At 65.3% G+C, this 22398-nt stretch carries 24 protein-coding genes and 1 pseudogene; 12 read left to right on the top strand and 13 right to left on the bottom strand.

Features of this window, described 5'->3' with window-relative positions; translation table 11 throughout:
- Positions 1-44 precede the first annotated feature (44 nt).
- Positions 45-1256 carry an MFS transporter gene (locus ACFJIU_RS21970; RefSeq protein ID WP_379073190.1) on the top strand — a complete coding sequence of 404 codons (1212 nt, stop codon included), beginning with the start codon at positions 45-47 and terminating at the stop codon, positions 1254-1256.
- A gap of 341 nt (positions 1257-1597) precedes the next feature.
- Here ACFJIU_RS21970 and ACFJIU_RS21975 read toward each other — a convergent pair whose 3' ends face one another.
- Complete coding sequence (locus ACFJIU_RS21975; protein WP_379063505.1) at positions 1598-2080, bottom strand: hypothetical protein; 483 nt, start codon at positions 2078-2080, stop codon at positions 1598-1600.
- 557 nt (positions 2081-2637) lie between these two features.
- On the opposite strand from ACFJIU_RS21975, the gene ACFJIU_RS21980 reads away from it, so the two are divergent.
- The 5 genes from ACFJIU_RS21980 (at position 2638) to ACFJIU_RS22000 (ending at position 7649) form a co-directional block, all read left to right on the top strand.
- On the top strand, positions 2638-3498 hold the full coding sequence (locus tag ACFJIU_RS21980) for an FAD binding domain-containing protein (protein WP_379063506.1): 861 nt from the start codon (positions 2638-2640) through the stop codon (positions 3496-3498).
- The gene (locus ACFJIU_RS21985; RefSeq protein ID WP_379073191.1) at positions 3498-3971 is read left to right on the top strand and encodes a (2Fe-2S)-binding protein; all 474 of its coding nucleotides are present in this window, start codon (positions 3498-3500) and stop codon (positions 3969-3971) included. Before ACFJIU_RS21980 ends, ACFJIU_RS21985 begins: the two co-directional genes overlap by 1 nt.
- A 4-nt stretch (positions 3972-3975) precedes the next feature.
- Positions 3976-6240 (top strand): xanthine dehydrogenase family protein molybdopterin-binding subunit, encoded by a 2265-nt coding sequence (locus tag ACFJIU_RS21990; RefSeq protein ID WP_379063508.1) that lies wholly within the window; start codon positions 3976-3978, stop codon positions 6238-6240.
- A gap of 82 nt (positions 6241-6322) precedes the next feature.
- Positions 6323-6568: a MoaD/ThiS family protein gene (locus tag ACFJIU_RS21995; protein ID WP_379063510.1), complete on the top strand. Its 246-nt coding sequence runs from the start codon at positions 6323-6325 to the stop codon at positions 6566-6568.
- Positions 6569-6950: 382 nt separating this feature from the next.
- A complete protein-coding gene (locus ACFJIU_RS22000; protein ID WP_379063512.1) occupies positions 6951-7649 on the top strand; it encodes a DUF899 family protein in 699 nt (232 codons plus the stop codon).
- Between the two features lie 52 nt (positions 7650-7701).
- Here ACFJIU_RS22000 and ACFJIU_RS22005 read toward each other — a convergent pair whose 3' ends face one another.
- The 5 genes from ACFJIU_RS22005 to ACFJIU_RS22025 all read right to left on the bottom strand — a co-directional run bounded on the left by ACFJIU_RS22005 (position 7702) and on the right by ACFJIU_RS22025 (position 12275).
- The gene (locus ACFJIU_RS22005; RefSeq protein WP_379063514.1) at positions 7702-8295 is read right to left on the bottom strand and encodes a YcxB family protein; all 594 of its coding nucleotides are present in this window, start codon (positions 8293-8295) and stop codon (positions 7702-7704) included.
- Positions 8296-8311: 16 nt separating this feature from the next.
- Positions 8312-9718 (bottom strand): chromate efflux transporter, encoded by a 1407-nt coding sequence (gene chrA, locus ACFJIU_RS22010; RefSeq protein ID WP_379063515.1) that lies wholly within the window; start codon positions 9716-9718, stop codon positions 8312-8314.
- Positions 9715-10539 (bottom strand): chromate resistance protein ChrB domain-containing protein, encoded by an 825-nt coding sequence (locus tag ACFJIU_RS22015; protein WP_379063517.1) that lies wholly within the window; start codon positions 10537-10539, stop codon positions 9715-9717. Before ACFJIU_RS22015 ends, chrA begins: the two co-directional genes overlap by 4 nt.
- 156 nt (positions 10540-10695) lie before the next feature.
- A complete protein-coding gene (locus ACFJIU_RS22020; RefSeq protein ID WP_379063519.1) occupies positions 10696-12000 on the bottom strand; it encodes an MFS transporter in 1305 nt (434 codons plus the stop codon).
- Positions 12000-12275 (bottom strand): metal-sensing transcriptional repressor, encoded by a 276-nt coding sequence (locus ACFJIU_RS22025; RefSeq protein WP_379063521.1) that lies wholly within the window; start codon positions 12273-12275, stop codon positions 12000-12002. Before ACFJIU_RS22025 ends, ACFJIU_RS22020 begins: the two co-directional genes overlap by 1 nt.
- A gap of 181 nt (positions 12276-12456) precedes the next feature.
- On the opposite strand from ACFJIU_RS22025, the gene ACFJIU_RS22030 reads away from it, so the two are divergent.
- On the top strand, positions 12457-12666 hold the full coding sequence (locus ACFJIU_RS22030) for a ParD-like family protein (RefSeq protein ID WP_379063523.1): 210 nt from the start codon (positions 12457-12459) through the stop codon (positions 12664-12666).
- Between the two features lie 103 nt (positions 12667-12769).
- Positions 12770-13537: a type I methionyl aminopeptidase gene (map, locus tag ACFJIU_RS22035; protein ID WP_379063525.1), complete on the top strand. Its 768-nt coding sequence runs from the start codon at positions 12770-12772 to the stop codon at positions 13535-13537.
- Between the two features lie 34 nt (positions 13538-13571).
- On the opposite strand, the pseudogene ACFJIU_RS22040 reads toward map, so the two are convergent.
- Positions 13572-14455, bottom strand: a pseudogene (locus ACFJIU_RS22040) (GyrI-like domain-containing protein).
- 194 nt (positions 14456-14649) lie between these two features.
- On the opposite strand from ACFJIU_RS22040, the gene ACFJIU_RS22045 reads away from it, so the two are divergent.
- Positions 14650-15003 carry an AraC family ligand binding domain-containing protein gene (locus ACFJIU_RS22045; RefSeq protein ID WP_379063527.1) on the top strand — a complete coding sequence of 118 codons (354 nt, stop codon included), beginning with the start codon at positions 14650-14652 and terminating at the stop codon, positions 15001-15003.
- A gap of 32 nt (positions 15004-15035) precedes the next feature.
- Here ACFJIU_RS22045 and aguB read toward each other — a convergent pair whose 3' ends face one another.
- A complete protein-coding gene (aguB, locus tag ACFJIU_RS22050) occupies positions 15036-15917 on the bottom strand; it encodes an N-carbamoylputrescine amidase (RefSeq protein ID WP_379073192.1) in 882 nt (293 codons plus the stop codon).
- Positions 15918-15990: 73 nt separating this feature from the next.
- On the opposite strand from aguB, the gene ACFJIU_RS22055 reads away from it, so the two are divergent.
- The gene (locus ACFJIU_RS22055) at positions 15991-16884 is read left to right on the top strand and encodes a LuxR C-terminal-related transcriptional regulator (protein WP_379063529.1); all 894 of its coding nucleotides are present in this window, start codon (positions 15991-15993) and stop codon (positions 16882-16884) included.
- On the opposite strand, the gene ACFJIU_RS22060 is transcribed toward ACFJIU_RS22055, so the two are convergent.
- Both ACFJIU_RS22060 and aguA read right to left on the bottom strand, forming a co-directional pair.
- On the bottom strand, positions 16871-17968 hold the full coding sequence (locus tag ACFJIU_RS22060; protein ID WP_379063531.1) for a polyamine ABC transporter substrate-binding protein: 1098 nt from the start codon (positions 17966-17968) through the stop codon (positions 16871-16873). The genes ACFJIU_RS22055 and ACFJIU_RS22060 overlap by 14 nt on opposite strands.
- Positions 17969-18009: 41 nt before the next feature.
- Positions 18010-19122 (bottom strand): agmatine deiminase, encoded by a 1113-nt coding sequence (gene aguA / locus ACFJIU_RS22065; protein WP_379063533.1) that lies wholly within the window; start codon positions 19120-19122, stop codon positions 18010-18012.
- Positions 19123-19334: 212 nt separating this feature from the next.
- Between aguA and ACFJIU_RS22070 the strand changes: the two genes are divergently transcribed.
- Positions 19335-19718, top strand: a complete 384-nt coding sequence (locus ACFJIU_RS22070) for a DoxX family protein (protein WP_379063535.1) — start codon at positions 19335-19337, stop codon at positions 19716-19718.
- 48 nt (positions 19719-19766) lie between these two features.
- Here the strand turns inward: ACFJIU_RS22070 and ACFJIU_RS22075 are convergent, their stop codons facing one another.
- From ACFJIU_RS22075 to ACFJIU_RS22085, 3 genes are all read right to left on the bottom strand, one after another.
- Positions 19767-19973 carry a hypothetical protein gene (locus ACFJIU_RS22075; protein ID WP_379063537.1) on the bottom strand — a complete coding sequence of 69 codons (207 nt, stop codon included), beginning with the start codon at positions 19971-19973 and terminating at the stop codon, positions 19767-19769.
- Positions 19974-20236: 263 nt separating this feature from the next.
- On the bottom strand, positions 20237-20524 hold the full coding sequence (locus ACFJIU_RS22080; RefSeq protein ID WP_379063539.1) for a hypothetical protein: 288 nt from the start codon (positions 20522-20524) through the stop codon (positions 20237-20239).
- Positions 20525-20531: 7 nt separating this feature from the next.
- Complete coding sequence (locus tag ACFJIU_RS22085; protein ID WP_379063541.1) at positions 20532-21215, bottom strand: TetR family transcriptional regulator; 684 nt, start codon at positions 21213-21215, stop codon at positions 20532-20534.
- 310 nt (positions 21216-21525) lie between these two features.
- Here ACFJIU_RS22085 and ACFJIU_RS22090 point away from each other — a divergent pair, with 310 nt between their 5' ends.
- Positions 21526-22185 (top strand): O-methyltransferase, encoded by a 660-nt coding sequence (locus ACFJIU_RS22090; protein WP_379063543.1) that lies wholly within the window; start codon positions 21526-21528, stop codon positions 22183-22185.
- The last annotated feature ends 213 nt before the right edge of the window (positions 22186-22398 follow it).

The raw sequence follows: 22398 nt of genomic DNA on the forward strand, positions 1-22398 counted from the left end.
CCCAAAAGGGCGCAGTGAAGGCTGAAGCCATGAGCACTGATGTGATGAACACCAACGATAGCAAAGGCGCCGCCGCGACGGCGACCCCCTCCGCGCGGCTGGCGCTTTTGGCGCTGGCGATCGGCGCGTTCGGCATCGGCACCACGGAATTCTCGCCGATGGGGCTGCTGCCGGTGATCGCGCAAGGGGTCGACGTGTCGATCCCGACGGCGGGGCTCCTGATCAGCGCCTATGCGATCGGCGTGCTGGTCGGCGCGCCGTTCATGACGCTGGCGTTCAGCCGCTTCGGCAAGCGCACGGCGCTGATGCTTCTGATGAGTATCTTCACCATCGGCAATCTGATGTCGGCGATGGCGCCGGGCTATTTCACGCTGCTGGCCGCCCGCCTCGTCACCAGCCTCAACCATGGCGCCTTCTTCGGCCTGGGTGCGGTGGTGGCGGCCAGCGTGGTGCCGAAGGACAAGCAGGCCAGCGCGGTCGCCGCCATGTTCATGGGGCTGACCATCGCCAATATCGGCGGCGTGCCGGCCGCCACCTGGGTCGGCCAGCAGGTCGGCTGGCGCATGGCCTTTGCCGGCACGGCGCTGATCGGACTCTTTGCCATTGCTGCATTGTGGTTCGCGCTGCCGAAGGGCGAGCGCGGCCAGATGCCGGATGTCAAGCGCGAGCTGCGCGTGCTGACGCGCCCGGCCGTGCTGCTGGCCATGGCCACCACGGTGATGGGTGCGGGCGCGATGTTCACGCTCTACACCTATGTCGCGCCGACGCTGGAAACGCTGACCGGCGCCTCCGGCAGCTTCGTGACGCTGGCGCTCGCGCTGATCGGCGTCGGCTTCACCATCGGCAACTGGCTGGGCGGCCGGCTGGCCGACTGGTCGCTCGACGGCGCCACCAAGATCTTCCTCGCCGCGCTGGCGCTGATCATGCTGGTGCTGCCGCTGCTGTTCGCCAGCCACATCGGCGTCGCCATCGGCCTGCTGGTCTGGGGTGGTGCTGCCTTCGCCATCGTGCCGCCGGTGCAGATGCGGGTGATGGAGGCGGCCGCCGAAGCGCCCGGCCTCGCCTCCTCGATCAATGTCGGCGCCTTCAATCTCGGCAACGCGCTGGGCGCGGCACTCGGTGCCGCCGTCATCAGCCTCGGCCTCGGCTACGCCGCGGTCTCCATCGCCGGCGGCCTGCTCGCCGCGGCCGGCCTCGGGCTGGTGTTCGTGGGCGGATGGCAGAAGGCGAGGACGATGGCGGTGTGCGGGGCGTAGGCGCCGACGCTTCTTGTCCCCTTGCGAGGCGAGGCCCCGCTTATCTCCCCCCTTGCGGGGGAGAAAGCGATTTCAGCAGCTTAGACGAGCACGCCCGAAGGGCGGCGCAGGCTAAGTGCTAGAAATCGCAAGAGAGGGGATTTTCAGCCGTTACGCTGACAATCTGCGTCCCTCGCATTCGACAAAGAGAGGGCTCTCATTTGCGAAGCACCTCAGCTGAATATCCCCTCTCTTGGATTTTCTACGACTTAGCTGTGCCGCCCTGCGGGCGTGCTCGCTAAGATCGTGAAAATCCTTTCTCCCCCGCAAGGGGGGAGATAAGAGGCGCCGCGCCTGGCCTCTCACTCCCCGCAATATCCGGACTGCTCGATCTTGCGGCTCTGCTCGGAAACCTTCTTAGGTGCTCCCGAGCTGATGTCGTAATAGCGGCGGATGCAGGTGTCGTAGCTGCCGACGCTGGTGTCCATCCAGTCGGCCTGCAGCAAGGTGCTGTCGAGCCCGTACTTCATCTGCAGCTGGTAATACTCCTCGCCGCCGAGCGGAAAATCCACCACCTTGCCGGTGCGGGCGTCGATGAGGAAGGTGAAGATGCAGGAGCCGCCGCAGCCGATCTCGATCAGGCTGAAATGGCCGGCGAAATTCGGGCCGTCCTTCATGCCGTTGCGGATGCGCGTGCGGAACTGCGCGGTGTCGCCGGTGAATTTCGGCAGCACCGGCTTGCCCTTCAGATAGGTTTTGGCCGGATAGTCGGCGAATTGCGGCTCGGCCGCCGCCGTGCCGGTGAAGATGGCAGCCAGCAGCGCCGCCGCGATCAGTGTCTTCATGATGCCGTCCCTCGCAGTGCGGCAATGTCTGTGGCGGTGGACAGACCATGTCAACAGGGCGCGATGGGGGTGCGTCAGGGTGCCTTGTCTTTCCACCAGGGTTCTCCATTCTTCGCTGCGAGCCGCAGGCACCGCTTATCTCCCCCTTGCGGGGGAGAAAGGATTTTCACGATCTTAGACGAGCACGCCCGCAGGGCGGCGCAGGCTAAGTGCTAGAAATCGCAAGAGAGGGGATTTGCCGGCACAACGCCAGCAATCTGCTTCTCTCATCTCTTCGGGAAAAGAGGGGCTCATTCAAGAAGCCTCTCAGCTGAATATCCCCTCTCTTGGATTTCTACGACTTAGCTGTGCCGCCCTGCGGGCGTGCTCGCTAAGATCGTGAAAATCCTTTCTCCCCCGCAAGGGGGGAGATAAGAGGCGCCGCGCCCGGTCCTCGGCCATGGCCTCGGGTGTTTGCGCCCCCCTTAAACTCCTGGCACACAAATTCAGCGCGCGTCCCCGGATGACCATTGCCGGAGGAGCCTCTATAACTATGCTCAACCAGTGAAGGGGAGACGATGCGCTACATACGTCCGCTTACGATCGAGGATGCCGTCGGCCAGCTGGTCGGCGCGTCCGGCACGGCCGCCGTCCTGGCGGGAGGCAGCGACCTCCTGGTGCGGATGAAGGGCGGGTTCGTCGAACCAGACCTGATCGTCGACATCAAGGCGATCAACGGCCTTAGTGAAATCCGGGAAACCACGGAGGGCTTCAGCATCGGCGCCGCCGTGCCCTGCGCGGTGCTGGGCGAGAACAAGGTGCTGAAAAAGGCATGGCCGGGCGTCGTCGAAGCGGCGAAGCTGATCGGCTCGAAACAGGTGCAGGGCCGCTGCACCATCGTCGGCAATCTGTGCAACGCCTCGCCGGCCGCCGATTCGGTGCCGGCGCTGGTGGCGGCCGGGGCAAGGGCCGTGGTGGCCGGACCGTCGGGCAAGCGCACGGTTGCCGTCGAAAGCGTGCCGACCGCGCCGGGCCGGACCTCGCTCGCCAAAGGCGAGATCATCGAGGCGATCCTGCTCGACAAACGCGCCCCGCGCTCGGGCGATGCCTATCTGCGCTTCATCCCCCGCACGGAAATGGACATCGCCGTGGTCAGCGCCGGCGTCAACCTGACGCTGGACGAGGCGGGCACGGTCCGGACGGCGCGCGTGGCGCTGGGTGCCGCCGCGCCAACCGTGCTGCTGGTCGAGGAGGCCGCCGAGGTGCTGGTCGGCTCGAAACTGGACGAGGCGACGCTGGAGCGGCTGGCCAAGGTCTGCGCCGGGGCCTGCCGGCCGATCGACGACAAGCGCGGCACCATCGAGTTCAGACGCAAAGTCGCGGGCGTGCTGGCCAGACGCGTGGCCACCGCCGCTTACGAACGTGCAGGAGGCAAATGATGGCCGGTATCGCGGTTTCCACGACGATCAACGGCGATGCCGTCGAATATCTCTGCCAGCCCGACGAGACCCTGCTGGAGGTGCTGCGCGACCGGCTCGGCCTGACCGGCGCCAAGGAAGGCTGCGGCACCGGCGACTGCGGCGCCTGCAGCGTCATCGTCGACAACCGGCTGGTCTGCTCGTGCCTGGTGCTGGGCGCGGAAGCGGAAGGGCGGCAGGTCGAGACCATCGAAGGCATGGCGCATGGCGACACGCTGCATCCGCTGCAGCAGAAGTTCCTCGAACATGCCGCCCTGCAATGCGGCATCTGCACGCCGGGCTTCCTGATCGCGGCCAAGGACCTTTTGGCCAAGAACCCGGACCCGACCGAAGAGGAGATCCGCTTCGGCCTGGCCGGGAACCTGTGCCGCTGCACCGGCTATGACAAGATCGTGCGCGCCGTCCAGGACGCCGCCAGCGTGATGAGGGGCTGAGACGATGAATTTCGATCCGCGTCTGACCAACCGCAGTTTCACCGCCGTCGGCACCCGGCCGATCCGTCCCGACGGCATCGACAAGGTGACCGGCCGCGCCCGCTACGGCGCCGACTTCAACATGGCCGGGCAACTGGTCGGCCGCGTGCTGCGCAGCCCGCATGCCCATGCCGTCATCCGCGGCATCGACACCGCGAAGGCGGAAGCGCTGCCGGGCGTCAAGGCGGTGATCACCGCCGCCGACCTGCCGGACCTCACCAATGGCGACAGCGCGCTGCGCGACATCCTCGACAACTGCATGGCGCGCGGCAAGGCGCTCTATGACGGCCATGCCGTGGCGGCGGTGGCGGCGATCGACGCCCGCACGGCCAGGCAGGCGCTGAAGCTGATAATGGTCGACTACGAGGTGCTGCCGCATGTCACCGATGTCGACGAGGCCTTCCGCCACGGCGCACCGCTGATCAACGAGGCGATCTTCACCGAAGGGCTGGAGGAAAAGCCGGTCAAGCCGTCCAACGTCTACAAGCGCACGCAATATGGCCATGGCGACGTGCGCAAGGGGTTCGCAGAGGCCGATTACATCGTCGAACGTTCGTTCAGGACCGAACAGACGCACCAGGGCTATATCGAGCCGCATGCCTGCGTGGCGAGCGTCAGCTCCGACGGCATGGCGGAGCTGTGGGTCTGCACGCAGGGTCCGTTCGTCTACCGCCAGCATTGCGCCCAGCTGCTCGGCATGGAAGCCTCGAAGCTGCGCGTCACTTCGTCGGAGATCGGCGGCGGCTTCGGCGGCAAGACCCATGTCTGGGCCGAGCCGGTGGCGCTGGCGCTGTCGCGCAAGGCGGGCCGGCCGGTGAAGCTGGTGATGACGCGCGACGAGGTGTTCCGGGCGTCGGGCCCGACCAGCGCCACCTCGATCGACGTGAAGATCGGCGCGCGCAAGGACGGCACCATCACCGCGGCGGAAGCGACGCTGCGCTACAGCTGCGGCCCCTATCCCGGCATGTGGGCCGAGGTCGGCGCCATGACGGCGTTTGCCTGCTACAGGCTGGACAATGTCAGGACGGTCGGCTTCGAGGTGCTGGTCAACCGGCCGAAGACGGCGGCCTATCGCGCGCCGTCGGCACCGATGGCGGCGTTCGCGGTGGAAAGCAGCATCGACGAGCTGGCCAGGAAGGTCGGCATGGACGCGGTCGACTTCCGCATCAGGAACGCGGCGCAGGAAGGCACGCGGGCTTCCTATGGCCCGGTCTACGGCCCGATCGGCATCGGCCCGACGCTGGAGGCGGTGAAGAAGCATCCGCACATGCAGGCGCCGCTCAAGGAAAACCAGGGCCGGGGCATGGCCTGCGGCTTCTGGTTCAACTTCGGCGGCCAGACCTGCGTCGACCTCAACATCGGCATGGACGGCTCGGTCTCGCTCGCCGTCGGCACCGTCGATGTCGGCGGCTCGCGTGCCTCGCTGTCGCTGGTGGCGGCCGAAGAGCTCGGCATCGACTACAGCCAGGTCAAGGCGATCGTCGCCGACACGTCCAGTCTTGGCTACAACGACATGACCGACGGCAGCCGCGGCACCTTCTCCTCGTCGATGGCGACGATTTCGGCCGCGCGCAACGCCATCAGGATCCTGCGCGAACGCGCCGCGCAGATGTGGGACATCCCCGCCGACGACGTGGTCTGGGAAAAGGGCCATGCGCTGGCCCGAGGCGAGAAATACGGCAACCTGTCGCCGCTGTCGCTCAAGGAGATCGCCGCCCAGTCCGGCACCACCGGCGGGCCGATCGCCGGCCACAGCGAACTGGTCGCCGACGGCGCCGGCGTCTCCTTCGCCACCCATATCTGCGACATCGAGGTCGACCCCGAGACCGGGGCGACCCGGGTGCTGCGCTACACGGTGGTGCAGGATGCCGGCAAGGCGGTGCACCCGACCTATGTCGAGGGCCAGTACCAGGGCGGCGCGGCGCAAGGCATCGGCTGGGCGCTCAACGAGGAGTACATCTACGGCAAGGACGGGCGGCTGCAGAATGCCGGCTTCCTCGACTACCGCATCCCGGTGTGTTCCGACCTGCCGATGATCGACACGCAGATCCTCGAGATCCCCAACCCGAACCACCCTTATGGCGTGCGCGGCGTCGGCGAGACCTCGATCGTGCCGCCGCTGGCGGCGATCGCCAATGCGGTGTCGAACGCGGTCGGCGTGCGCATGACGCACATCCCGATGTCGCCGCCGCGCATCCTGGCGGCGCTCGAGCAATTCCGGGAAAAGTGAGAATGGGATTGCGTGAAAACAAAGGGTCAGAGCGTTTCCGCGTTTCCGTGACAGACGGAAACGCTCTCGAACGAGGCGGCTGATGGTCGCCGTCACGCTCTGGGGGTCGCTCGCGGCTGCCACCGGGGGCAGGGACAAGCTCGACATCGAAGCCAAGGACATCAGGGAACTGTTCAGGAAACTCGCCGAACAGTTCCCGGCCATCGAGCCGTTCATCGACCGCGGCATCGCGGTCGCCATCGATGGCACCATCTACCGCGACACCTGGTCGAAGACACTGCCGCAAGGATCGGAGATCTTCCTGCTGCCCAGACTCGCTGGGGGGTAGAGGCCCCGCCTTTGGAGCGTGGCGACCGTTGCCGGCACGTCCTCATACAAGGTGCGTCCTTCGAGGCTCGCTTCGCGAGCACCTCAGGATGAGGACCGCTGTGCCTTTCGGGCGAGAATCTGGAACGTCCTGGAGATTGAGCACCGTTTCGCCCAACGCCCCTCATCCTGAGGTGCTCGCCCGCACATCGACCGAAAGCGCAGCCCGGCCCTTTGCGGGGCGAGCCTCGAAGGACGCCCCCCGCCTTCAAACCGTTCGCTGGCAAGAACGGGCAGGAGTGTTGGAACGGCCCGCGTCGCGGAGGTGTTTTCAGGCGTAGGATACGGGGCCGCCCCGGCAGGACGGCATTCCCGAACAACGCACGATCCCGGAGGAGCGCCGCATGTCTACCTCGGCAATCGAACTGGCAACAAAACGCAAACCCTGGCCTGGAGAAACCGACGCCTATGCGCAGGCCCGGCAGAGCCTGCTGGCGCAGGAAATCGAACTGCAGCGGCGCATCGACAGCGTGGCCGAGCAGCGGCGAAAGCTGCCACCGGGCCCGGCCATCGAGAAGGACTATCGCTTCAAGGATGTGAACGGCACGGAAGTCTCACTGGCCGACCTGTTCGGCGACAAGCAGACGCTGGTCACCTATTTCTGGATGTACGGACCCGAGCGCGAGCGGCCCTGCCCGATGTGCACCAACCTGCTCGGGCCGCTGGATGCAAACGCCAGGGACCTGAAGCAGCGCGTGGCGCTGGCCATTCTCGGGCGCAGCCCGGTGGAGCGGCAGGTGGCGTTCGCCCGGGAACGCGGCTGGCAGCATCTGCAGTTCCACCAGACCGTCGGCGACGACTACGCGCTCGACTTCCGGGGCCTCGACCCGGACAAGGGCTGGGAATATCCGGTGCTCGCCGTGTTCCAGAAATCCGGCGATGGCAGCGTGCGGCTGTTCTGGAAGGGCGAGATGACCGGCGAAATGGCCGATGCCGGCAAGGATCCGCGCGGCGGCCCGGATTTCGCGCCGCTGTGGTCCGCCCTCGACCTCACGCCCGAAGGCCGCGGCGAGAAATGGTACCCGAGGCTGGAATATTATTGAGCACGGGCGTCCCTGCCCGGCGCCGGCAGTCGACGCGAAGCGCGCCGTGCCCTCACGCGCGCTTGACGTTGGCCGCCACGACCTGCCTGATGTCATCGACCTGAGCGGGTGTCAGCACCCGCTTCGGCAGCATGTTGAACACGCGTGGGCCCTGAAAGAGGAGGATCACCTTGTCGTCCTCTGCCCATTTCAGGTAGTCGCTCCAGGCGTTGTTCCAGTCACCCTGCTGCGCAGTGCTCCTGAAGCCGTCGGCCGACCATGAGACCGTCATCGGGTGCTGCAGGGTTTTCTGGGCTGCGTAGGCCCGGCGGGCAAAAACGGCCGCGCCGACGAAATACTGGTAGAACGGCAACGCGATCACGACCGCGAAGCCGATATAAACAAGCGGCGCATAAGGCGCATCGTGCATCTGCAATGCCGGTACGAAGAGCATGCCGAGCAGCAGCGCCACGAAGCCCAGCCAGGAAATCAACGGCCAGCGCGAGGTCGCGTATTTCAGCATGAAAAGCCTGTTGGCCGCGACATAGTCATCCGCGGTCAAGGTAAGGGTGACACTGCGGTTCAGATCGCGCTGGCGCTGATTCATTTCGCTCTTCCTGCCAAATACGTCGCCGCAGGTTAATGGAAGCGGGTGGATGCTGGCCACCCGCTTCTCGTTTCGATCAGACCGTCCCTGTCGCCAGCCCGTAGAGCACGCCGAGCAGCGAACAGCCTGCCAGCACCCACAGCATGCCGATCCTGAAGCGGAAGACGGCGAACAGCGCAACAACCGCAAGGGTCAGCGCCGCAGGGTTGACGCTGGCCAGCACCGGGATGTCGAGGGTCGCGCCGAACGCCTTGATTTCCCGGACCTCGCCGAACAGCACGTGCAAGGCGAACCAGACGGCGAGGTTGAGGATCACCCCGACCACGGCGGCGGTGATCGTGGCGAGCGCAGCCGAAAGCGCCCTGTTCGATCGCAGCGCCTCGATATAGGGCGCGCCGAGGAAGATCCACAGGAAGCAGGGCGTGAACGTCACCCAGGTGGTGAGCAGCCCGCCAAGCGTGCCCGCGAGCAAGGGATGCATGCTGCCCGGCGCGCGGAACGCGCCCATGAAGCCGACGAACTGGGTGACCATGATCAGCGGGCCGGGCGTGGTCTCGGCCATGCCGAGCCCATCCAGCATCTCGCCCGGCTTCAGCCAGCCATAGCTGTCGACCGCCTGCTGGGCGACATAGGCAAGCACGGCATAGGCGCCGCCGAAGGTGACCACCGCCATCTTGGAGAAGAAGATGGCGATCTGCGAAAAGACGTCTTGCGGCCCGTAGAGCAAAAACAGGGCCGCGACCGGCGCCAGCCACAGCACGAGCAGGATCGCCGCCATCCTCAGCGACGACCTGCCGGCAGTGCTGGCATGCGCCGGAATGTCTTCGCCAAGCGCCGTGTCAGCATCGGCGACCTGATGCGGGCCTGCCTTGCCATGACCGCCAGCCGCCGCGAAAGCTGCCCAGCCGGCGCGGCCGCCGGCATAGCCGGTCAGCGCCGCGGCAAGTACGATCAGCGGGAACGGCAGGCGGAAGACGAAGATGGCGATGAAGGCAGCAGCAGCCAGCGCCACCATGACGGCGTTGCGCAGCGCCCTGCGGCCGATGCGCACGACGGCTTCCAGCACGATGGCCAGCACGGCGGCCTTCAGGCCAAAGAACAGGGACTGCACGAGCCCGGCATTGCCGACGGTCGCGTAGACCCAGCTCAGCGCCATGATGGCGACGAGGCCAGGCAGGACGAAGAGGATGCCGGCGACGAGGCCGCCTTTGGTCCTGTGCAGCAGCCAGCCGATATAGATGGCGAGCTGCTGCGCTTCGGGGCCAGGCAGAAGCATGCAATAGTTCAGCGCATGCAGGAACCGGGTCTCGCCGATCCAGCGTTTTTCCTCGACGAGGATGCGGTGCATGACCGCGATCTGCCCGGCCGGGCCGCCGAAGCTCAGCGCGGCGATCCGGGCCCAGACCTTTACCGCCTCGGCAAAGCTTATGTCGTGGGCCGGGGGATGGTCGGCGGCCCGCGCATCCGGAGCCGCGACCGTCATGACACGGCTCCCGGCCTTGCGCTCGGCCAGTTGTGGCTCTCGTCCGTCGCGTCGCGGCACCAGCGGTAGAAGGCATCGTAGAGCGTCATGCCCGCTTCCAGTTGCGCGAGGTCGTCGGAATGCATGCGCGACAGGCCAAGCGAAGCCGCAAGCAGCCCCGCGGCCTCCGGCGCAAGGTCGAGACGGGCGGTGTCGGCACCGCGCACGATTGTCGCCAGCCGCAGCAGCGGTTCAGTGGCGAGACCGAATTCCTCGACCATGGTGTCGAAGGTGCAGGTCTCGCCGCGATGGCTCCAGAAGACGTTCTCGACATCGAACGGCGTGGCATCGAACCTGTCGGCGACACCCGCCACTTCCTGCGGGGCAACGAACAGGAAAGCAGCGTGCGGGTCGACGAAACGTCGGATCAGCCAGGGACAGGCGATGCGGTCGATCTTCGGGCGCGCCCGCGTCACCCACACGGTGCGGCCCGCCGCATCAAGCGGTGGCATCCGGGCGGCCGGGACGGCGGGCAGGCCCGAGGCAAACCAGGCTTCGATGCCGCCTTCCAGCGACTCCGCCGGCAGGCCCAGCTGCCGCAGCCACGCGGCGCAGCCTTCGCTGAGCTTCCTGCCGGCGTGGCAGATGATCACCGCCGAGGGCCGGGTGATCGCCTGGTGCCATATCTGGACGTCCCGGTGAGGTCGCCGGATCGAGCCCGGCACGAGACGCTGATCGAGGGCGAAATCCTCGTCATTGCGCACGTCGATCAGCGCCGGGCAATGCGGCGTGCCGATCAGGCGGGCGAGCTTGTCGATGGAAATGGTGGTGGGGGATGGCATGACGCGTCCTTCCGTATCACGGGTTTCTGGACGCGATGCTTGGGCCTGAGCCTCGTGGGGAGATCGCAATCCCCATAAGCAGGATCATTCGCCTGATGCGGCGGCAAGTCAAGGCACGATCAGGCCGGCAGGGGGTAGCGACGTGTCCGCCCCACTTCAATGCCGGCGCGGCCAAGCCGCATGCATGTCGTCGATCACATAGGCATGGACATGGCGGCGATGCCCGGCGAGATGCGGGTGGTTCGCGGGCAGGTCGTCATGACTGTGTTCGACCATGTCGGGATCATCGGCGGGCCAGAGCCGCACCGCCGCGGCCACGGCCGCCGCCGCGATCGCCGCGAGGATGAGGGCGGTTGCCGGCAGGCCGATCATGGCGCCGACCCGGCCCGCCAGCGGGTATGCGAGCAGCCAGCAGGCGTGGGACAGCGCGAACTGCGCCGCGAAAATCGCAGGCCTGTCCTCGGGGTTGGCCGAGCGCCGCAGCAGGCGGCCCGACGGCGTCTGCGCGACGGAATAGCCTATGCCCAGAACGAACCACAGCGGCAGCAGCCAGGCAAAGGAGGGAAGCACTGCTGCCAGCAATGTCGCTACGGCAAGCAGGCCGGTGCCGCACAGCATCGCGATGCGGTCAGGCACCTGCTCGAGCAGGCGCGGCAAAACAAGGGCCGCGATCATCGAACCGCCGCCGAATGCGGCAAGCGCGAGCGCGGTCCGGCTCTGATCCAGCCCGAACTTCGCCTGGACGTAGACGACCGTGTTGACGATGACCAGCGCACCGGCGGCAGCAACCGCCATATTGATGGCCAGCAGGCCGCGCAGGCGCGGCGTGGCGAGATAGATGCGCATGCCGCGCGTCGTGCGGTCGTAGATGCCGCGTGGAGCGGATGGTTTCGGACTGGGCAGGACGACGGTCAGCACCAGCGCCGCCGATGCCAGGAAGCCGATGACGGTTCCCCCGAACAGGCTGTGGAAGGAAATCAGCGTAAGCAATGCTGCCGCCAGCATCGGGCTGAGCAGGCTCTCCAGATCGTAGGCCAGCCGGGAAAGCGACAGCGCCCTGGTGTAGTCCTTCTCGTCCCCCAGGACATCGGGAATCGTGGCCTGGAAGGTCGGGGTGAAAGCTGCTGAAGCGGATTGCAGCACGAAGATCAGGACATAGACCTGCCAGATTTCGGTGACGAAGGGCAGGAACAGCGCAACCGCAGCGCGCACCAGATCGAGACTGACGAGCATGGTGCGGCGTGGCCAGCGCTCGGCAAAGGCGGATGCAATCGGCGCTACACCGACATAGGCGATCATCTTGATGGCAAGGGCGGTTCCGAGCACCGCGCCGGCCTGGCCGCCAGCCAGATCGTAGGCGAGAAGGCCGAGCGCCACGGTTGCCAATCCGGTGCCGACAAGCGCGATGACCTGCGCGGCGAAGAGATGCCGGTAGGTTCGATCCCCGAGAACAGCCAGCATCACAGATACTTCGCGATTTCCTTGAATTCGTCGATCGACACGCGCTGATCCTGGCCGAGCTTGCCGACAACATGGTCCAGGCAATGGTCGAGATGATCCTGGATCAGGGTCTTCTTGGCCTGCGCGATCGCCTTTTCCACCGCGTGCAATTGCTGGGCGATATCCAGACAGGGGCGCCCGGCCTCTATCATCTCGATGACGCTGCGCAGATGTCCGTCGGCTCGCTTCAGGCGCTTGACGATTTCGGGATGGGTTTCGTGACGATGCGGTTCCATGCCGATGGAATATCCTCCCCGGGAGGATATGGCAACTATCCCCCAGGGGAGGATGTAATGATCGGCCGCCTGCGCCGCGCCTTCTCCCTTCCTTGTGGTGGAGAAAAGAGGCGCGCCTCACATCTGCTTGACCGCCCAGCATACGAACCATATATGCTCCGTATATTCAGCGGAGACGACCATGGGCATCGTGAAGATCGACGAGGAACTGCATGAGGAGGTGCGGCGCGCCTCGACCGTGATGTGCCGTTCCATCAATGCGCAGGCCGAATTCTGGATGAAGATCGGCATGCTGGCCGAGGCCAACCCGACGCTGTCCTTCACCGAGATCGTCAAGCGAGAGCTGGCCACGGCCCACGATCCCTCCTCTCTCAATCTGGCGGTAGCCTGATGCTGGTCGCGATCTTTCAGATGCGCTCCTGGCGCCTCAGGTCTCTTGTTTTGCGCATGCCGTTCTCGCAAAACCGCTTCGCACTTTTGCGCGGCATGCTGACATGGTGAAAACCCCGGACGAGCTGGCGCTGATGCGCCAGTCGGGCAGGCTGCTCGCCTCCGTCTTCGAGATGCTGGACGGGCTGGAGCTTGCCGGCATGTCGACGCTGGAGGTCGACACGCTGGTCGACCGCTTCATCACGCAGGACCTTGCCGCCCGCCCCGCCAGCAAGGGGCAATACGGCTTCAAGCATGTGCTGAACTGCTCGATCAACGACGTTGTCTGCCATGGCGTGCCGGACGCGGCCGCGATCATCCGCAACGGCGATATCGTCAATTTCGACATCACGCTGGAGAAGAACGGCTTCATCGCCGATTCCTCCAAGACCTATCTGGTCGGCGATGCCTCGCCCGTTGCGAGACGGCTGGTGCGCGTCGCCCAGGAGGCGATGTGGCAAGGCATCCGGCAAGTGCGGCCCGGCGCGTTTCTCGGCGACATCGGCTACGCCATCGAGAAACACGCGAAGAAGAACGGCTATTCGGTGGTGCGGGAATATTGCGGCCACGGCATCGGCCGCGAGATGCATGAGGAGCCACAGGTGCTGAACCACGGCCGGCCGGGCACCGGCGTGCGGCTGCGCGAAGGCATGGTGTTCACCGTCGAGCCGATGGTGAACCAGGGCACGCGCCGAGTCAGGACCGCGGACGACGGCTGGACGGTGCTGACCCATGACGGCAAGCTCTCCGCCCAGTTCGAGCACACCGTCGCCGTCACCGCCACCGGCGTCGAAGTGCTGACGCTGCGCAGCGACGAAAAGCTGGTGGCGTAGGGCAGCCACCAGCGCACACCATTCCTGCCCGACGCTATTTCAGCGGCAGGAACAGTTCCACCACCACTTCATGCGCCGGCACCTCCGGGATGAGGGCGAGCCGGCGCCGGCAATAGACAGGGAAGTCACGCATCTCCTCGCCGCTGGCCGGAAGCCACTCGCGGTAGAGGTAGAGTGCAGCAGGTTCGAGATTGTTGGTGTTGCCGGGATAACGCAGCACCGCGCAGCGTCCGCCGGGGATGATGCCGGCCTTCATCAGCGTGTCGTCCGGCGCGACCGGCTGGTCGGTCTCGACGCACAGGTCCATCGCGTAGTCGGCCGGATTGGCGGGACAGCGCTCGGAGCGGAACACCATGAAGGTCGAGCGCATCTCGGCCGACAGGCCGGCGGCCTTGCCCAGGCCCTGAAGCGCTCGGCTGTGGTGCCCAGCATGGCCCTGTCGCCGCGATGCTCCAGCATCGCCACCGGGGTGGGCTCCTCATCGCGGATCGTCACGTCGTCTTCGCTAAAAATGATCTGCATCAGCTTGCTCCTCGCAACATCGAGAGGCCCGAAGGCCACAAGCCACGGTTCCCAGTCGGGCGCCTTCCGGAACGACGAAGGCGATTGGCCCAGCCGTTGCCGGAAGGCGCGGGCGAAGGCATCGGGTGCGTCGTAGCCGGCATCCATCGCGATCTCCGTGACGCTTTCGGCGTCCGGAGCGGCCAGCCTGTGTGACGCGCGCTTCATGCGGGCCAGCTGGACATAACGATGCACGGACAGCCCGAAGGTCGCCGTGAACTGCCGGTGGAAGTGGAATTTCGAGAAGGCTGCAACCCGGCTCAGCGCATCGAGGTCCAGATCGCCGTCGAGATGACGGTCGATGTGGTCGAGTACACGCAACATGCGGGCATGATAGGTCCGAAGCGCCGCCTTCATCGTCTTTCTCCGTGGCCGCCCCAGATAGCCAACCGGCGTCATGATGCGCTCGACCGATCTTGCGGTTTTAAACGCGGGGGGCGAGACGGCTCAAGCCGGGCCTGCACGCAGCCGGGCTTCCCTGAAGCCGTTCGATTGAACCCGGCGGCCGCTTGCGGCGTTGAGCACCGCAAACCCGTGCCAAGGAGCCCCGCATGACCGTTCGCAAATTCTCCGTGTCCGACGCAAATTTCGAGCATGTGCCTGGACTGGATGGGGAAGTCCTCACCGGCAACCTGGTCGACCAGCGCCACGGCGCCCCGATCACCATCGGTTATGGCCGCTACGGGCCCGATGTCGGCATCGACATCACGCTCGCCGTCGACGACGTCATGGTGGTGCTGAAAGGACAGCTGTCGGTGTCGAGCGAAGCCGGCACGGTCACTGCCGGCCCCGGCGAGATCGTGCACATGCCGAAGGGCGACAGGGTCACGATCCGTGCGCATGGGGAAGGCGCGATCACCGCCTATGTCACCTATCCGCACTGGCAGGAGGCCGAGAGCGGGTGAGCGCTCCGAATGCCGCCGCGCGGGTTCCAGCTTCAACCCGCCAAACTGCCATCCAGCGTCGCCAGCCGCCCATAGAGTTCGGGCCTGCGATCGCGGAAGACGCCCCAGGAGCGGCGCTGGTGGGCGACGGCGTCGAGGTCGAAGGAGGCGGTCAGCACGGTCTCGGTTTCGCGGTCCGCCTCCGCCACCTTGGCGCCGGTCGGATCGGCGATGAAGGACGAGCCGTAGAAGGTGATGCTGGTGCCGGCGCGGCCGTGCTCGGTGCCGATGCGGTTGGAGGCGAGCAGCGGCATGATGTTGGCGCCGGCATGACCCTGCATCACGCGCTGCCAATGAGCACTGGAATCCAGCCCCGCATCATGCGGCTCGGAGCCGATCGCGGTGGGATAGAGCAGGATCTCGGCGCCCTGCAGCGCCATCGAGCGCGCGGCCTCGGGAAACCACTGGTCCCAGCAGATGCCGACGCCGATCACGCCCGCACTGGTCTTCCACACCCTGAAGCCGGTATCGCCCGGCGAAAAATAGAACTTCTCCGTATAGCCCGGACCGTCCGGCAGGTGGCTCTTGCGGTAGTTGCCGAGCACGGTGCCGTCGGCATCGATGACGGCAAGGCTGTTGAAATAGCTCTGGCCGGCGCGTTCGAAATAGCTGACCGGCAGCACGACGCCGAGCTCTCTTGCCAGAGCCGAGAAATGTCCGATCAGGGGGTTGTCCGCGAATGGCCGGGCGAGATCGAAGAAACCGTGGAACTGGTCCTGGCAGAAATAGGGCGCGGCGAACAGTTCCTGGATCAGCACGAGATCGGCGCCTCTTGTCTTCGCCTCCCGCACCAGCCGCTCGGCCCGCGCGACATTGTCCTTCTCGTCCCAGACACAGGCCATCTGTGTGGCGGCGACGGTTACCTTGCGCATGATGTGGCGAACTCCCTTGTCATGGCTGACTTATAAGCTGCTTGCTTGATGGGTTGCATCGGCTATCGTTCAGGACATGCAGCCGACTTTTTCTCCAGAGCGTTTCCGTTCTTCACGGAAACGCGGAAACACTCCCTGTTCTGACCCGGACGCAAAACCGCAAGGCACTTTTGCTGGAATTTCCCTCGAGCAGTTCGGACGCTGGAGCCAGGGCCTGGCTGCAGCCGCGCAAGCTTGCTCGACTGAAGAAATCTCGGCCACCTTCACCGCCGCCGCCAGCGGACTGCTGGCCTGCGACCGCGCCTATGTCGGGCTCTACCTGCGCGACAACAGTTCCGTGACCATCGACGACCGCGGGCCGGACCCGTGGAACCGCAACTACGACGCGCGGCTCTACCGGCAGGACCCGTTCTTCCTGAGGTTCGCCAGCACACGGCAGGATTTCCTGCTGCCGCTCGCCGCGCTCGACACGGGCGACTTCCGACGGACCGCCTACTACCGGGATTTCTACGAACCGTCGCGGAGCTTCGACGAGATCACCGGCGTCTTCAACCTCGATGCCAGGGCGGCAGGCTACATCACCTTCCTGCGGTTTCGTGGTGCGCCGGCGTTCGGCGCGGACGACCTTGCGCTGGCCGAAGCGATCAGCGGCGCGACGCGGCTGGTGCTGACACAGCTGTGGCATCAATGGCGCGCCGAACAGCAGATGGAAGCCGAGCATGCGCGCTCGGCATTGCGCCTGTCACGGCTCAGCATACGCGAGCGCCAGATCGCGGACCTGCTCATCGACGGCGGCTCGGCCAAATCCATTTCACGCAGCCTCGCCATATCGCCCGGAACCGTGCGCAACCACATCAAGAAGGTCTACGCCAAGCTCGGCTGTCATTCGCAGGTGGAACTGATGGCGGCGGCAAGGGCATCCGATATGGTGCCCTTGCCGCAGGCCGACATCCCGCTTACTGCCCCGTGACGACACGCGTCCACAGCCGGTTCTGCAGGCGCAGCTGCTTGGCGTCTGCAGGGTTGAGCGCGAACAGCTTGGCCTTCACCTCGGCCGGCGGGAACACGCCCGGGTCCTTGGCAACGGCCGGATCGACCAGGGCCAGCGATTCCGGGATCGGGTTGGCGAAAGAGATGTAGCTGGAATTGGCGGCCGCGATGTCGGGGCGCATGTTGAAGTCGATCCAGGCGTGGCCGTTCTGCGGATGCGGCGCATCCTTAGGGATCGCCATGGTGTCGAAGTTGATCAGCGTTCCTTCCTTGGGGATCGAATAGGCGATCTCGCGCTTGTTGGCGGCGGCTGCGGCACGTGTCCTTGCCTGCAGGATATCGCCGGACCAGCCCAGCACCACGCAGATGTCGCCATTGGCGAGATCGTTGATGTATTTCGAGGAATGGAAATAGCGGATGTAGGGCCGCACCTTGGTGAGAAGCGCCTCGACCTTGGCGAGATCGTCCGGATCGGTCGATTTCGGATCGATCTTCAGATAGTTCATCGCGATGGGAATGATCTCGGCCGGCGCGTCCAGCATGGTGACACCGCAGTCGGCGAAGTTCTTCACCACGTCGGGATTGAAGACCATGTCGAGCGAATCGACCGGCGCGTCGGGCATGCGCTTCCTGACCGCCTCGACATTGTAGCCGACGCCGTCGGTCACCTCCATGTAGGGCACGGCATGGACATTGCCTGGGTCGGCGTTGCCGACCAGCTTCTGCGCCTGCGGATCGAGTTTCGCGAAATTGCCGAGCTTCGCCTTGTCCAGCGGCATGAAAGCCGCGGCCGTGACCTGGTTCTTCAGGAAGGGAAAGGCGGAAGGATAGACGACGTCATAACCCGACCCGCCGGTCAAAAGCTTGGTTTCCAGCACCTCGTTGCCGTCATAGACGTCGTAGACGACCTTGATGCCGGTCTCTTTCTCGAACTTCGCCGCCGTGTCTGGCGCGATGTAGTCGGACCAGTTGTAGACGTTGACGACCTTTTCTTCTTCGGCCCGGGCGGCACCGGCGAAAACACAGCTCGCCAGTAAAAATGCCGAGATCATGGATGTGCGCATAATATCTCCCATTGTGGTGGCCTGCGGGGCGTTCGCTCTCTTCAGGCCGGTTTCTGCCCGGCATAGACGGGCAGCGTGATGCAGGCGACGTTGCCGCCGCCAAGCAGAATTTCGCGCGAGTTTTCGATGCCGACAATACGATGACCCGGAAATAATTCGGCGAGCTTCGCCTTGGCTTGATTGTCGAGCCTTTCGTCGGCGAACTGCGGCACCACCACGACGCTGTTGCCGGGATAGTAGTTGATGTAGGTGGCTGCCACCCGGTTCCCCTCCGGCCGCGCCCATGTGGCATCGACACGGTCGACGCCGGCTGCTTCCTCGGCCGTCATCTCGATGGGCAGCGGGTGATGGATGTGGTGCACTTCGAGGCGGCGGCCGCGCGCATCGGTGGCCGAGCGCAATATCTCCTCGGCCTCGCGCACGATCTCATATTGCGGATCGTCGCGCTCGTCGGTCCAGCTCAGCGCGACGACGCCCGGCCTGACGAAGCAGCAGAGATCGTCGATATGGCCATCGGTCTCGTCGAAGGCGAAACCGCGGGGCAGCCAGATCACCCTGTCAAGGCCGAGATAGTCGCAGAGCTGCCGCTCGACCTCTTCCCTGCCCAGATGGCCGTTGCGGTTGCGGTTCAGCAGGCACTGCTCGGTGGTCACCAGCGTGCCCTGCCCGTCGCACTGCAGGCCGCCGCCTTCCGCGATCAAAGGCGAGCGGTAGCGGTCCATCCGCTCCGTCTCCAGCACCTTGCGGGCGACGAGGTCGTCGAGGTCCCAGGGGGCATAGAGGCCGCCGTCGAAGCCGCCATAGGCGTTGAAGGTCCAGTCGACGCCGCGCACCGCGCCCTTGCCGTCGATGACGAAGTTGGGACCGCTGTCGCGCAGCCAGCTGTCATTGGTGGCCATCTCGACGAGGCGGATGTGGTCCGGCAGCATGGCGCGGGCATTCAGCCACTGCCGGCGCGATACCGCGATGGTGACCGGCTCGCTCTCCGCAATGGCTGCGGCCACCTTGACGAATTCCTTCTGCGCCGGCTTGGCGCCCAGCCGCCAGGTGTCGGGCCGCTCGGGCCAGATCAGCCAGCAGCCGGCCTTGGGCTCGAACTCGCCCGGCGCCCGGAACCCGTCCTGTTTCGGCGTGGTGGAAAGCGTACGTGACATGCAGGCCCTGTCCCTTGAAAATCCGGGCTGGATGAGGCCGCAACGGCAGGGTGTGGTCAATGTCCCAATTGGGACATAGCCGGACCTAGCAACGACGGTGCGCGGCGCGCCGTCACATTCGCTAACGCCAATCTCTCGACAAGTTCATTGCCGCGTTACAGCGCGCTCGCGTAAGCATCGCAGCGATATCTTCGGCCAAGGATTCTCGAGCCATGCAGCCGCAACTGCTCAGCATCATGCGCGTGGCGATCGCCCTGACCTTTTCCCAGCACGCGGTGGTCAAGCTGCTTGGCTGCAGCAGCAACGCCTGCATTCCGCAACCCTTCACGCCGCTGTGGCTGAGCGGCATCGTGGAAATCATGCTGGGCTCGATGCTGCTGTTCGGCCTGGCTTCGCGTTCCGTCGCGCTTCTGCTGGCCGGCGTCACGGCCATCGCCTATGTCACGACGCAGACGCAGCAGGGCTTCTTTCCATACCTCGACGACGGCAAGCTCGCGATCGTCTACGGTTTCGCGTTCCTGTATCTCGCCGTGGCAGGGCCCGGCCCGTGGAGCATCGACGGCATCACCGCGACCAGACCCGCGCGGGCGGGCTGAGGCTCTTTATCGCTCCCAGGGCAATCCCTCCTGCCCCGGGGGGCGGGATCACACTGCCCGCCTGCGGCTGTACCAATACACCGCCACGGCGATCGCCGCGGCGACTTCCAGCTGCGAAATGGTGAAGCCGAGCCAGACCGGTATGTTCAACGGTGATTTCGTGAACCCCTCGATAACTCCGAGAGGGAAGCTGACGATGAACGAGATGATGAAGTGGGCCACGGACCCGACAATGACTGCCCAGAAAATCTGCATGACAATCCCTCCGCGAGGCAGCTCAAACGAACCACATAGGCGAGGGAGCGGCAAGCCTTCAGATGTGACGGTGCCAGCAGAGGCGACGGGCCGGCGGGTTGAAATCCTCGACCGCGTTGCGAGATAGGCACAGTTGTCGCCCTCGGCGCGGGCTTCCCCCGTGGAGCATCGACGCCATCACCGAGACCAAACCAGCGCGGGCGGCCGGACGTCTCACGAAACGACACTATGACCGGGTCTCGACGCAGTTCAGGGCTCCGTCATTAGCCTGGCGACGCATCCTCGACGAGTGCCATCTCCTGCGCCTCCAACGCGATTGAATGGCTGCGATAGCTGCCGTCGTCGTTCCAGCTCTTGCTGACCCATGGGTGACCGTATTCGTCGATCTCATCGACGGTAAAGACTTCGCCGATCATGGATGCGACATCGACCCGTTCATCCGGCGCAAGTCTGTCAAACCAGTCACCGGAAAGGCTGAGGATGCGCACGCGTGAGCCGATCGCAACGGGCTTTCCATTCCTGTCGACGGGCAGATCTGGTATCGGCTTCAATCCATTTTCACCCGCGCTTGTGCCCGAGTGCCTCGAGATAGGCACAGAACATGTCGGCCATGGCATCGGCATAGGTGTCGATCTCGGCAGCGCCGCGCGGGCTCTCGGAGAACTCCTTGCCCAGCGCCGCCATGGTCGACAGGATCAGGTCGGCGGCGGCGTCGCGCGTGGCCTGCGGCACGTCCGGCAGCGCTTCCGCCATGAAGGCTTCGATGATGCCATCGCCTTCCGCTCTCGCCTCAAGCGCCTCGGGCGCGTTGCGGTAGAGCGGAGCGACGCTGGCCAGGGCGACACGCACCTCGGCTTCGTCGCACTCCGAGCGGATGAAAGCCCGCACGAGTGTACGCAGGCGCTCGAGCGGCGGCCGGGCGCGATCCTGCAGGACAGTGCGCAGCATTCGCGTCGTCTGTCGCCATTCGTCGCTCTGCAGGCGAAACAGGATCGCGGCCTTGTTGGGGAAATACTGGTAGAGCGAACCGATGCTGGCGCCGGTGCGCTCCGCCACGCGCGCCATGGTAAAACGCCTGATGCCCTCCCGCGCCAGCACCTGGACGGCGGCCTCGAGGATCGCCGCTACCAGTTCGGCAGAGCGGGCCTGCTGCGGTTTCCTGCTTGCGAAATCGTGGGGCGTCGTGGTGGCATGCCGGTCCTGACGATGAAGACCCGAACAGCTAGAGCATTTTGTAGCCAAGTGGAATCACTTGGCGTTACAAAAATGCGACGAAAACAAAAACTTAGAGCGTTTCGCGTTTCCGTGAAAAACGGAAACGCTCTAGGCCCATGGCGGGCAACGCGCAAGGCCGCGCCAAATCTGAACATTCCAGCCACGCATGCGTCCGCAAGCACGGTCTGCCGGCCGTTCGGTGCCAGTTTCATTCATGAAACCAATCGGTTGGCTTCCATTCAGGATACCCCTGGTCAATGCGATTAGCGGGCCCGGCCGGCGCGTCGTACCTAAAGGCACCAGAACGAAGCTCAAGAAACATCGATCGGAGACAGACGTGAACACGTTGACCACAACCCCGCTGGCGCCGCTGCTGGAACGCCTGTTCGAAGAGGCGGCGACATCCGGCTCGAGTGCGGCCAGCATCGGCGGTGCCGATCGGGCCCGGCTGTTCAACAGCAAGACCGAATATCTCGACCTCTACGGACGCATGAAGGACCTCTGGCTTCCCGTCTCCGAGAAGACCGGAACCCTGCTCTACATGCTGGCGCGGGGCAGCGGCGCCCGTTCGATCGTCGAGTTCGGCACCTCGTTCGGCATATCGACGCTGCATCTGGCGGCGGCGCTGCGCGACAATGGCGGCGGCTGGCTGATTACGACCGAATTCGAGCCGTCCAAGGTGGCGCGCGCCAGGCAGCACATCGAAGCCGGCGGCCTGGCCGACCTCGTCGAGATCCGCGAAGGCGACGCGCTGAAGACCCTGGCCGCCGATCTTCCGCAGGCGATCGACCTCGTGCTGCTCGACGGCGCCAAGGCGATCTATCCGGAAGTCCTCGGCCTGCTGGAGCCCCGGCTGAAGCCGGGCGCCATCGTGGTGGCCGACAATGCCGACATGTGCCCCGAATATCTGCAGCGCGTGCGCGACCCGGCGCAAGGCTACCTGTCCCTGCCCTTCGACGAGGATGTCGAGCTTTCGGTGTGGGTGGGTAGAGGCTGATCAAGCCACAGGCCGGGGCGCTGCTTGCCCCATCGTTCCGGCATGGATCCCCGACACTCTTCGCTTCGCTACGAGGTCGAGGATGACGAGGGTAATGAGCGCTTCGGCCAACCTCCAGCGCGATGATGACAATGAGCGCCGGCAGCTCATGAAGCCCGGCATCCTCGGCCCCGGAGGGAGCAAAGCGACCGAAGGGTGTCGGGGATCCATGCC

This window comes from Mesorhizobium sp. UC74_2 (assembly GCF_042701485.1).
In the GTDB taxonomy this organism is placed as follows: domain Bacteria; phylum Pseudomonadota; class Alphaproteobacteria; order Rhizobiales; family Rhizobiaceae; genus Mesorhizobium.

What these genes read in the sequence shown, in the direction of transcription:
- ACFJIU_RS21985 (WP_379073191.1), top strand. Translation starts at nt 3,498, where the DNA reads ATGGCCGGTATCGCGGTTTCCACGACGATCAACGGCGATGCCGTCGAA.
- ACFJIU_RS21975 (WP_379063505.1), bottom strand. Translation starts at nt 2,080, where the DNA reads ATGAAGACACTGATCGCGGCGGCGCTGCTGGCTGCCATCTTCACCGGC.
- ACFJIU_RS22055 (WP_379063529.1), top strand. Translation starts at nt 15,991, where the DNA reads ATGCAGCCGACTTTTTCTCCAGAGCGTTTCCGTTCTTCACGGAAACGC.
- aguA (WP_379063533.1), bottom strand. Translation starts at nt 19,122, where the DNA reads ATGTCACGTACGCTTTCCACCACGCCGAAACAGGACGGGTTCCGGGCG.
- ACFJIU_RS21995 (WP_379063510.1), top strand. Translation starts at nt 6,323, where the DNA reads ATGGTCGCCGTCACGCTCTGGGGGTCGCTCGCGGCTGCCACCGGGGGC.
- ACFJIU_RS21970 (WP_379073190.1), top strand. Translation starts at nt 45, where the DNA reads ATGAACACCAACGATAGCAAAGGCGCCGCCGCGACGGCGACCCCCTCC.
- chrA (WP_379063515.1), bottom strand. Translation starts at nt 9,718, where the DNA reads ATGACGGTCGCGGCTCCGGATGCGCGGGCCGCCGACCATCCCCCGGCC.
- ACFJIU_RS22030 (WP_379063523.1), top strand. Translation starts at nt 12,457, where the DNA reads ATGGGCATCGTGAAGATCGACGAGGAACTGCATGAGGAGGTGCGGCGC.
- ACFJIU_RS21990 (WP_379063508.1), top strand. Translation starts at nt 3,976, where the DNA reads ATGAATTTCGATCCGCGTCTGACCAACCGCAGTTTCACCGCCGTCGGC.
- ACFJIU_RS22070 (WP_379063535.1), top strand. Translation starts at nt 19,335, where the DNA reads ATGCAGCCGCAACTGCTCAGCATCATGCGCGTGGCGATCGCCCTGACC.
- ACFJIU_RS22015 (WP_379063517.1), bottom strand. Translation starts at nt 10,539, where the DNA reads ATGCCATCCCCCACCACCATTTCCATCGACAAGCTCGCCCGCCTGATC.
- ACFJIU_RS22045 (WP_379063527.1), top strand. Translation starts at nt 14,650, where the DNA reads ATGACCGTTCGCAAATTCTCCGTGTCCGACGCAAATTTCGAGCATGTG.
- ACFJIU_RS22060 (WP_379063531.1), bottom strand. Translation starts at nt 17,968, where the DNA reads ATGCGCACATCCATGATCTCGGCATTTTTACTGGCGAGCTGTGTTTTC.
- ACFJIU_RS22025 (WP_379063521.1), bottom strand. Translation starts at nt 12,275, where the DNA reads ATGGAACCGCATCGTCACGAAACCCATCCCGAAATCGTCAAGCGCCTG.
- ACFJIU_RS21980 (WP_379063506.1), top strand. Translation starts at nt 2,638, where the DNA reads ATGCGCTACATACGTCCGCTTACGATCGAGGATGCCGTCGGCCAGCTG.
- map (WP_379063525.1), top strand. Translation starts at nt 12,770, where the DNA reads ATGGTGAAAACCCCGGACGAGCTGGCGCTGATGCGCCAGTCGGGCAGG.
- ACFJIU_RS22020 (WP_379063519.1), bottom strand. Translation starts at nt 12,000, where the DNA reads ATGCTGGCTGTTCTCGGGGATCGAACCTACCGGCATCTCTTCGCCGCG.
- ACFJIU_RS22075 (WP_379063537.1), bottom strand. Translation starts at nt 19,973, where the DNA reads ATGCAGATTTTCTGGGCAGTCATTGTCGGGTCCGTGGCCCACTTCATC.
- ACFJIU_RS22000 (WP_379063512.1), top strand. Translation starts at nt 6,951, where the DNA reads ATGTCTACCTCGGCAATCGAACTGGCAACAAAACGCAAACCCTGGCCT.